Genomic DNA, 10,295 nt, shown 5'->3' with positions numbered 1-10,295 from the left:
TTGGGCGCCGGAGCGGCCTTTGCCTCGGGTTCGGGTGCAGCCTTCGCCTCGGGTGCCGGAGCCGCTTCCGCCTTGGGAGCGGGCGCAGGCGCGGGGGCCGGAGCGGCCGGCGCTTCAGCCTTGGCTTCGGGGGCCGGGGCCGGAGTGGGTGCCGGAGCAGGGGTCGGGGTCGGCGCAGGCGCCGGGGCCTCGGCCTTGGGCTCGGGAGCCTTCGCTTCGGGGGCCTTGGTCTCGGCCGCCTTGCTTTCGCTCGCGGTGTCCGCGCCCGGCTTGCCAATCACCTTGCGACGCTTGACTTCCACCACGACCTTGTTGGTGCGGCCGTGGCTGAAGGTCTGCTTGACCTCACCGGCTTCCACGGAACGCTTCAGCCCAAGCGGCTTGCGGCCCAGGGTCGGTTTGTTATCGGTCTCGCTCATAATTCTCGTTTTGCCCTTCAAATCTCAATCTGCGTGTGCCCGACCCATGTCGGGTGTCGTCGTGGGCACAGCGTCTTGGGCCTGCCCCTTGCCATCTATTTCTGCGCCAACGTCTGGTGTCGGCGCCCCGTCATCGGGCCCGTCATCAGGTGGGTCCTGCCCCTGGAATTGCAGGAGGCGCGTCAGCAGCGAATCGACCCTCTGGGCCGCGCCGCGATCATTCAGCGCCAGGTGCACGACATTGTCGCGGCCCAATGCCACAGACAGTGTGGTGCGGTCCAGTGGCAAGCGCATGCCCTTCAGGCCCGAGCCTTCGGCATCGCGGCCGACCCGCCAGGCCTGGTCCAGTTTGCGCGATCCATCCTCGCGGGCGTCGGCGGCATGGGCCAGCCAGGCCACCTTGCCCTCACGCGCGTTCTGCGCGATCCGGTCCGATCCCATGAGGAGGCGCCCGGACTTCAATTCCAGTCCCAGGCGTTCGGTCAGGGCTTTCTCGAGCCCCTGCGCGATGCGCGCGCCAAGGTCCTCGGGGATCGACAGGGGCGCGCCCTTGAAGGCACGCGCCATCGCTCCCTTTAGTTTGCCCTTCGCGAGTGCATTTTCAAGGGTGTCGCGCGAAACGCCGATCCACGCCCCGCGCCCGGGGGCACGTGCGTGGATATCGGGAAGGACCAGACCGTCCGGCGAAATCGCCAGACGGATGAAGTCCTCGCGCGCACCTTTCCGGCCGGAGAGGATGCAGGTCCTCTCCGTCCCGGTGCTATCAATGTCGGAGCTTACGCGCTCATTGCGAGGATTCCGCATCGGCGGCCTCCTCGGTTTCGGGCGCAGCGGCCGTGTCGGCCGTGTCCGCTTCGGTTTCGATCGCGGCGTCGGCTTCCACCGGCTCCTCGTCCTCGAACCAGTGCGCGCGAGCAGCCATGATGATCTCGTTGCCCTGCTCTTCGGTCAGGCCGTACTCGCCGAGCACGCCGCCCTTGTCCTCGTCGCGGGCGCGGCGGTTCACCGAACCGTCGCGGCGACGCTGCTCGGTGCGCTTCTTGGCGATGAGCTCGTCGGTGGCAAGGTCCGCCAGATCGTCGAGCGTCTTGATGCCGCCCTTGCCGAGCACGACCAGCATGCCTTCGGTGAGGTGCGGGAGTTCGGCCAGGCCGTCCTCGACGCCGAGCGCACGGCGCTCCTCACGGTAGGCGTCCTCGCGGCGCTCGAGCGCCTCGTGGGCACGGTTCTGGAGCTCTTCGGCGAGTTCCTCGTCGAGGCCCTCGATCGAGGCGAGTTCGCTCATGTCGATGTAGGCGACTTCCTCCAGCTCGGTGAAGCCTTCGGCCACCAGCAGCTGCGAAAGCGTCTCGTCGAGATCCAGTTCGTTCTCGAACATGGTCGAGCGCTCGGTGAATTCCTTCTGGCGCTTCTCCGAGGATTCGGCCTCGGTCATGATGTCGATCTGCGAGCCGGTGAGCTGCGAGGCGAGGCGCACGTTCTGGCCGCGGCGGCCGATGGCGAGCGAAAGCTGGTCATCGGGCACGACGACCTCGATGCGGCTTTCTTCCTCGTCGATGACGACGCGGCTGACGGTCGCGGGCTGGAGCGCGTTGACGACGAAGGTCGCGGTGTCCTCGCTCCAGGGAATGATGTCGATCTTCTCGCCCTGCATTTCCTGGACGACCGCCTGGACGCGGCTACCCTTCATGCCGACGCAGGCGCCGACGGGGTCGATCGAGTGGTCGTGGCTGATCACGCCGATCTTGGCGCGCGAACCCGGGTCACGGGCGGCGGCCTTGATCTCGATGATGCCGTCGTAGATCTCGGGGACTTCCTGCGCGAAGAGCTTCTTCATGAAGTCCGGGTGGGCGCGCGAAAGGAAGATCTGGGGACCGCGGTTCTGGCGCTCGACGCGCAGGACCAGGGCGCGCACGCGCTCGCCGACACGGGCGGCTTCGCGCGGGATCTGCTGGTCGCGGCGGATCACGCCTTCGGCGCGGCCCAGGTTGACGATCACGTGGCCGAATTCGACGGACTTGATGACGCCGGTGATGATTTCACCCGCGCGGTCCTTGAATTCCTCGTACTGGCGGTCGCGCTCGGCGTCGCGCACCTTCTGGAAGATGACCTGCTTGGCCGACTGCGCGTCGATACGGCCGAGGTCGACAGGGGGCAGCGGGTCGACGATGAAGTCGCCCAGCTTGGCTTCCTTGTCGAGCTTCTGCGCCTGCTTGAGGTCGACCTGCTTGAAGTAGTCGTCGACTTCCTCGACCACCTCGACGACACGCCACAGGCGCAGGTCGCCGGTGCGCGGATCGAGCTTGGCGCGGATGTCATTCTCGGCGCCGTAGCGGTTGCGCGCCGACTTCTGGATGGCTTCCTCCATCGCCTCGATGACGATCGCCTTGTCGATCATCTTCTCGGAGGCAACGGCATTCGCGATCGCGAGCAGCTCGGCGCGGTTGGCGGAAATCGCACTGGCCATGGCTTAGTCTTCCTGTTCCTCAAGAATGTCGTCCGCACCGTCGGTGTCGAGCGGGCGGGTGGCTGCGATCAGGCGGTCGGTAAGGACAAGCCTGGCGGAATGGATGTCACCGAGCGGGAAGGAAACCCGGCCCGACTTCTTGTCCTCGATGGTCACGACCTCGGCGCCCGCCTCACCCTCGATGCCGACGAGATCGCCGTTCAGGGCCTTGCGATTGCCGTCGACCGGCACCGTCAGGTTGATGCGCGCCTCGTGGCCGACCCACTTGGCGTAGTCCTTGGACCGCGTCAGCGGACGGTCGATCCCCGGCGAGCTGACCTCGAGGCGGTAGGCCTCCTCGATCAGCACGTCGCCCGCCTCTTCGAGCGCATCCATGCGGTCCGAGATGCGGTGCGAGAGCTCCACGCAATCATCCAGCACGAGCTGCCCGGTCTCGGGACGCTCAGCCATGATCTGCAGCGCGATCTCGTCGTCGCCGACCTCGCTCTTGCCGAACAGGCGCACGCGCACGAGCTCGAAGCCGAGGGCGGTGACCTCCGGTTCGATGACTTCGGTAAGGCGTGCAAGATCGGCCAAGCGGAACTCCAGCTACAGAATAGAGCGATTCGCCTTGAGGCGAGTCGCGGGATAAAACGCATCGGGAAACGCGGTTTCGCGCCGGCCCCTGTCCGGCGCCAGCCCGATCCATGTTTCACCAATGTCGGGATGAGCCTGCAGATAGGCTCTTTCGCGCAAAGATGCAAGGGTCACGTTCGGACCGAGGCACGGCCTGCACCGCCCGACACCGGGCAGAGCTGCCCCGTGGGCCGGACAAAAAGGGCGGCGAGACGCCCCGAAGGCCTCCCGCCGCCACGAAGCGAGACGGACCCGAACCGACAAAAGCCGATCCAAATGGGCCTGTCATCACTCCCCCATGTGCTCCACGCAGGTGCTGTGCGTCTGAAGTGCAGTCCCTGCGCGAAGATCGCGAAGTTTCATCAGGCCGCGCAGCGGCGGCGCTCGATACGTCCTCCCAGCAGGCCACAGGCCCGCATGCTCGTCACTTGTCGGCCTCCGACCACCAGGTGATCGGCAAATTCCAGTTCAAGTGCGCGGCCCAGCGCCTGGAGGCCATGAGTCGCGCGAATATCGGCGGCGCTCGGGCGCGGATCACCCGAGGGGTGGTTGTGCGCGAGAAGGAAGCCCGCAGCCCCCAATCGCAGCGCCGGCGCTATCAACGGGCGGTAGCGGCCATGAACGGCACTCACATCCTCGCCCCCCAGAAACACATGGCCAAGCGCATGGCCCTGGGTATCGAGATAGGCGATCAGCAGGACCTCGCGCGCCAGCGGCCCCATCAGATCGGCGAGGAGCGGCGGGAAATCCCGGCTCAAGACCCGCACCCGGGCTAGCTGGTCGGCCAGCTCTGCCAGGCGATGTCCGTCCCCTCCCGGCGCACACGGCGCATGTGACACAAGGTGCCGATCAGGAGCGCGATCATGACCACGAAGGTCGGACCATCGCGCATCAGCGCGTAGACAATCGCGGGAATGTCGAGGTCCGCCCAGCGGGCGAAGTGCGCACTCAGGCTCAGCAATTGCAACGCGGCTGCCCATAACGGCCAGACCCTCCTTGCATTGAGCGCGATGATGCCAAAGCCCAGCATACCGACGACGTCGGTCAGGAAGGCCACGGGATCGACCGCGTAGTACTGGCTGGGAAGAACGAATTCTCCGACCGACTGGAGCGCCCACATGGCCAGAATGACCATGCCGCCCCAGCGTTCCGGCTCGCCCCCCTTCCAGGCCGCCAGTCCGGGACTGACGACCAGAAGCAGGAAGAACGCGGGCAGGAAGATGCCCGAGAGCATCGCAGATTCCCCCATTACAGCCGCACCCGTGGGTGTCAGGCGGCGCGCTCCACGGCGACGTCGCCTTCCAGATCCTCGCCCGCGGTGCTGGCAAGGCTCCCCTCTTCAGGGCACCCGGCTACCGGAATACCCATGGTTTCGGCAAGCTGCGAGAGGTCGCCATGGGCGCGCAGCAGTTCGCCGCGAGCGGCCATCAGGTTCTTCTGCATGGCGGCGATGCGCATCATCGGGCGCTGACCGGCGTGCGCAGCTTCGGCCGTGGCGACGCGGGCGCGGGCCATTTCGGCCATGAGATCGCCCGAGCGGGCAAGCAGTTCGTCCATGGCATCCTCAAGCGAGGTCACCGAACGGCCGATACGCAGGCTGGCAACTTCAGGGGTCATGGTCATGTCGTCGTCTCCGGTCCTATGCCGGGGCCACACGAGAAGGCAGGGCCGCGGCGCGAGCGGCCGACCTGAAAAAGGTCGACCAGGGTCTGGCGAAGACCCCGGCACGAACTGTCAGATAAGGCGCTCCAACGCGTCGGCTACCGCCAGCGAGGTGGCCAGTGTCATTGCCATGACCATCGCAAGAACGAGGATCGCGGCAACGCGGCCAATACGCCCGAACTTCTGGTCCAGGGTCTCCAGGCCCACCGGAGCGGTCACGACAGGCTCGCGCTCTTCCTCCAGCCACTCGGGAAACCCCATCATGGGGCGGGCATCGGAGAGAACGAACTGCGGCGTATCCGGCAGGTCCTGAAGCAGACTTTCGACGTCTGCCCCCGGTTCGTCGACACGCGAAAAATCACATGTGGTTTTTCCACATAGGTCACACAGACGCGCGTAGAAACGCGCGGTTTCCTTGCGGTTGGAGGTTCCCCACTTGTCGCGCACCCCGGCAATGCGCTGGTCGACCGTGTTGGGCGCGATGCCCAGCTCGCGCGCAATCTCCTTGGTCGTGCGATGCAGGACCAGCAGATCGAGCACCTCGCGCTGCTTGGCGGTCAGGCCGTCCAGCAGCGCCCGGGCGCGGTGTTCATCCATCTCAACAGGCATGGCTCACGTTACAATCGCTCATCTTCGGGGCATGGACTGTAGCAAAATCGCCACGGGACCGAAATTCCCCACGTGTCCGATTTTGCAACAGACCCATCAATAAGAACAGCCGCCCCTGCCCGATCATCGTCAAAACGGCTATCCCTATCGACAAAGCGCGCGGATTCGCCCTCCGTTCCGATCCATCCCGGCCCACAACCGCCCCGCGCTAGGCACCCGGGGCCAGCGCATGGCGCTTCATCGCGTGGCGCAGCTGGTCGTAGCTGAGCCCCAACGCCATGGCCGTGCGCCGCTGGTTCCAGCGATTCGCCTCGAGCCCCCGGCGCAGCAGATCGCACTCGAACGCATCGACCGCAGCGCGCAGATCGTCCGGGAGCGGGGCCGGAGCAAGCTCCCTTTCCCCGGCGCTCCGGGCCACCGCCCCCGAAGTTGCAGTCAACGCCTGCGTAGAAGATGTGGGTGCCGAATGGCCGGGCTCGGACGCTTCCTCCACCCGCCAGGGGCTGCCAAAGGGATCGAAGACGACCTGCCCGATCGGCTCCTCGGGAATATCCCAGCGATAGACCGCCCGCTCCACCACGTTGCGCAGTTCGCGCACGTTGCCCGGCCAGGCGTAGGCTTCCAGTTCGTCCAGCGCCGGGCGGGCAAAGCCGGGCCACCCCTCCCAGGCCAGTTCGGCCGCCATGCGCCGCCCATAGTAATCCGCCAGCTCGAAGACATCGCCTTCGCGCGCACGCAAGGGCGGGAGCGTGATCACCTCGAAACTCAGCCGGTCGAGCAGGTCGGAACGGAACGCCCCTTCGCGCGCCATGCGCGGCAGGTCCGCGTTGGTCGCCGCAACGATGCGCACATCGACCGTGATCGGACGCGAGGCGCCGATGCGCGCGACCTCACCATATTCGATCGCGCGCAAGAGGCGCTCCTGCGCGGCCATCGAGAGATTGCCCAGTTCATCGAGAAACAGCGTGCCCCCGTCCGCCTCTTCGAAGCGCCCTGCGCGCGCGCGCGTCGCGCCGGTAAAAGCGCCCGCTTCGTGGCCGAAGAGCTCGGCCTCAATGAGAGTTTCGGGCAGCGCCGCGCAGTTAAGCGTCACCAGCGGCTCCCCCCAGCGCGGCGACAGACGATGCAGGCGCTGGGCGATCAGCTCCTTGCCCGTGCCGCGCTCTCCAATGACGAGCACGGGACGGGTGATCGGGGCGGCGCGACTGGTGCGCTCCACCGCATCGAGGAAGGCCACCGACTGGCCGACGAACTGAACGTCACGATCCATTGCCAATATTTGGCGTAATTTACCATTATTTGGCAATACGCAAAATGTGGTTCATCGGCCAGACAGTTAGCAAAGCCTGCAATTCAGCCATTTTTCGCATTTGGCACGCCTCCTGCAATGTCTTGGGCAACACGCCGAAAGGCACACTGCAACAGGGATTTTTCGCCATGCCGCTGCGTACTGCCAGCTCCGACCAGACCGGTTCCGACCTCGCCGCCCGCCAGCCGCGCGCGACCCTTGCCCGCACCAAGCTCGACTGGGCAATCATTGCCAGCCTGCTGGCGATGGGTGCCCTCAACCTGATGGCGATGGCCGACCAGCTCGGCCCGGCCAAGGCCTACGCCGCCCCCATTTGCGGAGTACCCCTCGCATGAGCCGCCTCGACACCGAAATCGAGATCCTTCACGCTTCCAGCGATGCGTGCGATGATCGCGGACAACGCCAGGGCGGTCGCACCTGGCACGCCGCCAACGACAGCCACGCCTCGTTCACCACCTCCACCCGCCGCCCGAGCCACAACAAAGGAATAGCCAGCATGGGTATCTTCTCGCGCACCCGCGACATCATCGCCGCCAACTTCAACGACATGCTCGACAAGGCGGAAGACCCGGCCAAGATGATCCGCCTGATCATCCTGGAAATGGAAGAGACCCTCGTCGAGGTGCGCACCAGCTCGGCCCGCACGATTGCCGACCAGAAGGAGCTGCGCCGCCACGCCGACAAGCTCGACGCGCTCCAGGCCGACTGGGCGGACAAGGCCCAGCTGGCGCTGAGCAAGAACCGTGAGGACCTGGCCCGCGCCGCGCTTCTTGAAAAGAAGAAGGCTTCGGACATGGCCGAGCAGCTGCGTTCCGAAATCGCGGTGCTCGACGATTCGCTCAGCGCCTACGAACAGGACATCGAGAAGCTGCAGAGCCGCCTGCGCGAAGCGCGCAGCCGCCAGAGCGCGATTGCCGCGCGCCTCAAGAGCGCGGAGAACCGTGTGAAGCTGCGCACCCTGCTCGCCAGCGAGCGCGTCGACGAGGCACTGGCCCGCTTCGACCAGCTCGAACGCCGGGTGGACTATGCCGAAGGCCGCGCGGAGGCGATGAACATCGGCGACGACAGCCGCCAGCCGACGCTCGCCGATGAAATTGCCGCGCTCGCCGATGGCGACTCGATCGAGGCCGAATTGGCGCAGATGAAGAAGACGATGGGCCAGGGCTCGGACACCACCGGGCAGTAGACCAAGGCCACCGGGCCGCGCGGCAGACACCCGGATCGCCGCTCGGCCCGTCATCAAGGGCCCTACGCCATCCGTGGTAAGGGGCCATGGTCCGGGGGCGCGGGAGATACGAACGTCTCCTGCAAGGGACAACCCAAGGGAAGGGACCAGCACAGTGTCACGTGGACATTTCTATCTCGACAAGTCGAACGCCAAGCTTGCAGGCGTCTGCGCGGGCATCGCCGACTTCACCGATGTCGATGCGCTCTGGATCCGGCTCGGCGCCGTGCTCCTGCTGCTCTTCGGCTTCCCCATCGTCATCGCGATCTACATCGCGGTCGCGCTCATCGCCGACAAGCGCCCGCTGTCCGACTACAGCGCGCACGAGGAAGAGCGCCTGCTGCGCCGCATGGAACGCCGCCGCGCCAGGAAGGCCGGGATCGGCCGCGGCGAACGCCTGCGCGGCGAGCTGAGCGACATCGACCGGCGCGTCGCCGACATGGAAGCGCACTATTCCAGCAGCAACTCGCGCCTCGCGGCCGAGATCGAGAGCCTGCGCTAAGGCGCATCACTTCCACCGGGCATCAAACAGGGACACGATCATCATGGACACCAGCTCACTCGCGCTTCTCATTCCCCTTGCACCGTTTCTGGTCGGCGCCCTCGTCGTCTGGACCAAGCACCAGCGCAAGATGGCCGAGATCCAGGTCGAGGCGACCGCGGAAAAGGCCGCCCAGTACGCCTCGAACGCGCGCGAACTGGAAGAACGCGTCCGTGTCCTCGAACGCATCGTGACCGATGGCAGCTACGACACCGCGCTCCAGATCGAAGCCCTGCGCGACCAGCGCGAGACCGACGCCGAGCGTGCCCCCGCCCCCACCAAGCGCGTGAACTGAGGGGACTGCCCCATGAACTTCGGCACCCCCGAATTCGTCCTTGGCATTGTCGCTGTTTCCACCGGTGGCTGGCTTCTCAACAACTGGATCCGCGCCCGTCACGGCTATGCCCTGGAAGACGAGTGGTTCGGCAAGACCGAAAAGGCGGATCCGGCCGCCACGCGCCAACAGGCGGAAACCCATGCCAAACTGCTCGAACGCGTGGAATACCTCGAAAAGCGCACCGCCGCGCTTGAAACCATCGTCACCGACAGCGGCTACGATGTCGCCCGCCAGATCGAGGCGCTGAGCGCGCTCGACACCGCCCGCAGCCCGGCCGCAACGCCCGCCCCTGCCCACCGCGCGCGCTGAAACCAGCCGCCCTTCCCCGAAAGGACACTGCCATGGCTCTCGATATCGCGACCATCGAAATGCTCAGCCCGATCATCATCGTGGGCACCGCCGTCGCCACGGCGGGCTGGATCTTCAACAACTGGCTGCGCATGCGTCACGGCTATCCGCTCGAGAATTCCTGGGGCAAGAGCATCTACCCCAAGACCGACGGCGAGGCGCAGGCCCGCGTCCAGTTGCTGACCCAGGAGAACGCGGAACTGCGCGCCGAGATGAGCGCGGTCAAGGACCGCCTCGCCGCAGTCGAGAGCATCGTCACCGACAAGGGCTATGACGTGGCGCGCCAGATCGAATCGCTGCGCGAGGCCCGCGATCTCGCCCGCGCCGACGTACCTGCGGAGACGCGCCAGTGAATCTGGGCGACCTTCTTACCGTCACCATCGTCATGGGAACGGTGGTGCTGCTCTTCGCAACGCTCGCCAGCGCCTACAAACGCTACCTCGCCTATCTGGAACGCAAGCTGGAACTGGCCGCGGACACGCACGCCCTCAAGGCCCGCGAAAGCGACCTCGAGGAACGCCTGCGCCACCTCGAAAACCTTGCCTCGCCCGGCCGCCACGCGCAGGATAGCCAACACCAGCTGCCCCACCCGACCGAGGAGCAGGCCACGCCCCTCCTCGCCCATACATAAGGTATCACGACAATGAGTTTCTGGACGGCCGTGGTGGTCATGTTCGTCATCGGCTGCATTACCTGGCTGCGCGCCAAGAAGCTGCACCTGCCCTCCGAACGCTCGGACCATGGCCGCACCATCGGCCGCCGC

The 10,295-nt window shown here is 66.1% G+C and carries 16 protein-coding genes; 7 read left to right on the top strand and 9 right to left on the bottom strand.

The features are described 5' to 3' along the window. The 9 genes from MTR65_RS15570 to pspF form a co-directional block, all read right to left on the bottom strand. A partial coding sequence (locus MTR65_RS15570; protein WP_243801781.1) for a translation initiation factor IF-2 associated domain-containing protein occupies positions 1 to 419 on the bottom strand: 419 nt, incomplete at its 3' end. Between the two features lie 24 nt (positions 420 to 443). After that, on the bottom strand, positions 444 to 1,223 hold the full coding sequence (locus MTR65_RS15565; RefSeq protein WP_243801779.1) for a DUF448 domain-containing protein: 780 nt from the start codon (positions 1,221 to 1,223) through the stop codon (positions 444 to 446). Beyond that, a complete protein-coding gene (gene nusA, locus MTR65_RS15560; RefSeq protein ID WP_243801776.1) occupies positions 1,204 to 2,886 on the bottom strand; it encodes a transcription termination factor NusA in 1,683 nt (560 codons plus the stop codon). The genes MTR65_RS15565 and nusA overlap by 20 nt, the downstream gene beginning before the upstream one ends. A gap of 3 nt (positions 2,887 to 2,889) precedes the next feature. Beyond that, a complete protein-coding gene (gene rimP, locus MTR65_RS15555) occupies positions 2,890 to 3,462 on the bottom strand; it encodes a ribosome maturation protein RimP (RefSeq protein WP_243801774.1) in 573 nt (190 codons plus the stop codon). A gap of 401 nt (positions 3,463 to 3,863) precedes the next feature. After that, positions 3,864 to 4,259, bottom strand: a complete 396-nt coding sequence (locus MTR65_RS15550) for a JAB domain-containing protein (protein ID WP_243801772.1) — start codon at positions 4,257 to 4,259, stop codon at positions 3,864 to 3,866. A gap of 14 nt (positions 4,260 to 4,273) precedes the next feature. Beyond that, positions 4,274 to 4,750, bottom strand: a complete 477-nt coding sequence (locus MTR65_RS15545) for a hypothetical protein (RefSeq protein ID WP_159108044.1) — start codon at positions 4,748 to 4,750, stop codon at positions 4,274 to 4,276. Between the two features lie 20 nt (positions 4,751 to 4,770). Further along, positions 4,771 to 5,124, bottom strand: a complete 354-nt coding sequence (locus tag MTR65_RS15540) for a hypothetical protein (RefSeq protein ID WP_199904368.1) — start codon at positions 5,122 to 5,124, stop codon at positions 4,771 to 4,773. Positions 5,125 to 5,235: 111 nt separating this feature from the next. Beyond that, on the bottom strand, positions 5,236 to 5,772 hold the full coding sequence (locus MTR65_RS15535; RefSeq protein ID WP_226635146.1) for a sigma factor-like helix-turn-helix DNA-binding protein: 537 nt from the start codon (positions 5,770 to 5,772) through the stop codon (positions 5,236 to 5,238). A gap of 208 nt (positions 5,773 to 5,980) precedes the next feature. Then, positions 5,981 to 7,042 (bottom strand): phage shock protein operon transcriptional activator, encoded by a 1,062-nt coding sequence (gene pspF, locus MTR65_RS15530; protein ID WP_243801770.1) that lies wholly within the window; start codon positions 7,040 to 7,042, stop codon positions 5,981 to 5,983. Positions 7,043 to 7,209: 167 nt separating this feature from the next. On the opposite strand from pspF, the gene MTR65_RS15525 reads away from it, so the two are divergent. The 7 genes from MTR65_RS15525 (at position 7,210) to MTR65_RS15495 (ending at position 10,163) form a co-directional block, all read left to right on the top strand. Further along, positions 7,210 to 7,416 carry a hypothetical protein gene (locus tag MTR65_RS15525; RefSeq protein ID WP_039390526.1) on the top strand — a complete coding sequence of 69 codons (207 nt, stop codon included), beginning with the start codon at positions 7,210 to 7,212 and terminating at the stop codon, positions 7,414 to 7,416. After that, positions 7,413 to 8,267 carry a phage shock protein PspA gene (gene pspA / locus MTR65_RS15520; protein ID WP_243801768.1) on the top strand — a complete coding sequence of 285 codons (855 nt, stop codon included), beginning with the start codon at positions 7,413 to 7,415 and terminating at the stop codon, positions 8,265 to 8,267. The genes MTR65_RS15525 and pspA overlap by 4 nt, the downstream gene beginning before the upstream one ends. 154 nt (positions 8,268 to 8,421) lie before the next feature. Beyond that, positions 8,422 to 8,808 (top strand): PspC domain-containing protein, encoded by a 387-nt coding sequence (locus MTR65_RS15515; protein ID WP_243801766.1) that lies wholly within the window; start codon positions 8,422 to 8,424, stop codon positions 8,806 to 8,808. 43 nt (positions 8,809 to 8,851) lie between these two features. After that, the gene (locus MTR65_RS15510) at positions 8,852 to 9,142 is read left to right on the top strand and encodes a hypothetical protein (protein WP_243801764.1); all 291 of its coding nucleotides are present in this window, start codon (positions 8,852 to 8,854) and stop codon (positions 9,140 to 9,142) included. A gap of 12 nt (positions 9,143 to 9,154) precedes the next feature. Further along, a complete protein-coding gene (locus MTR65_RS15505; RefSeq protein WP_243801762.1) occupies positions 9,155 to 9,493 on the top strand; it encodes a hypothetical protein in 339 nt (112 codons plus the stop codon). A gap of 32 nt (positions 9,494 to 9,525) precedes the next feature. Then, a complete protein-coding gene (locus tag MTR65_RS15500; RefSeq protein ID WP_243801760.1) occupies positions 9,526 to 9,885 on the top strand; it encodes a hypothetical protein in 360 nt (119 codons plus the stop codon). Then, entirely contained in the window at positions 9,882 to 10,163 is a 282-nt protein-coding gene (locus MTR65_RS15495) for a hypothetical protein (protein ID WP_243801758.1), read from the top strand. Before MTR65_RS15500 ends, MTR65_RS15495 begins: the two co-directional genes overlap by 4 nt. The last annotated feature ends 132 nt before the right edge of the window (positions 10,164 to 10,295 follow it).

The organism is Novosphingobium mangrovi (assembly GCF_022818885.1).
In the GTDB taxonomy this organism is placed as follows: Bacteria; Pseudomonadota; Alphaproteobacteria; order Sphingomonadales; family Sphingomonadaceae; genus Novosphingobium; species Novosphingobium mangrovi.
Note: the sequence above shows the minus strand (reverse complement) of the source record. Positions and strands in the feature narration are given on the sequence as shown.

Excerpts from the sequence above, each read along its gene's own strand:
- MTR65_RS15565 (WP_243801779.1), bottom strand. The coding sequence starts at position 1,223 with ATGCGGAATCCTCGCAATGAGCGCGTAAGCTCCGACATTGATAGCACC.
- nusA (WP_243801776.1), bottom strand. The coding sequence starts at position 2,886 with ATGGCCAGTGCGATTTCCGCCAACCGCGCCGAGCTGCTCGCGATCGCG.
- MTR65_RS15545 (WP_159108044.1), bottom strand. The coding sequence starts at position 4,750 with ATGGGGGAATCTGCGATGCTCTCGGGCATCTTCCTGCCCGCGTTCTTC.
- MTR65_RS15540 (WP_199904368.1), bottom strand. The coding sequence starts at position 5,124 with ATGACCATGACCCCTGAAGTTGCCAGCCTGCGTATCGGCCGTTCGGTG.
- MTR65_RS15535 (WP_226635146.1), bottom strand. The coding sequence starts at position 5,772 with ATGCCTGTTGAGATGGATGAACACCGCGCCCGGGCGCTGCTGGACGGC.
- pspF (WP_243801770.1), bottom strand. The coding sequence starts at position 7,042 with ATGGATCGTGACGTTCAGTTCGTCGGCCAGTCGGTGGCCTTCCTCGAT.
- MTR65_RS15525 (WP_039390526.1), top strand. The coding sequence starts at position 7,210 with ATGCCGCTGCGTACTGCCAGCTCCGACCAGACCGGTTCCGACCTCGCC.
- pspA (WP_243801768.1), top strand. The coding sequence starts at position 7,413 with ATGAGCCGCCTCGACACCGAAATCGAGATCCTTCACGCTTCCAGCGAT.
- MTR65_RS15510 (WP_243801764.1), top strand. The coding sequence starts at position 8,852 with ATGGACACCAGCTCACTCGCGCTTCTCATTCCCCTTGCACCGTTTCTG.
- MTR65_RS15505 (WP_243801762.1), top strand. The coding sequence starts at position 9,155 with ATGAACTTCGGCACCCCCGAATTCGTCCTTGGCATTGTCGCTGTTTCC.
- MTR65_RS15500 (WP_243801760.1), top strand. The coding sequence starts at position 9,526 with ATGGCTCTCGATATCGCGACCATCGAAATGCTCAGCCCGATCATCATC.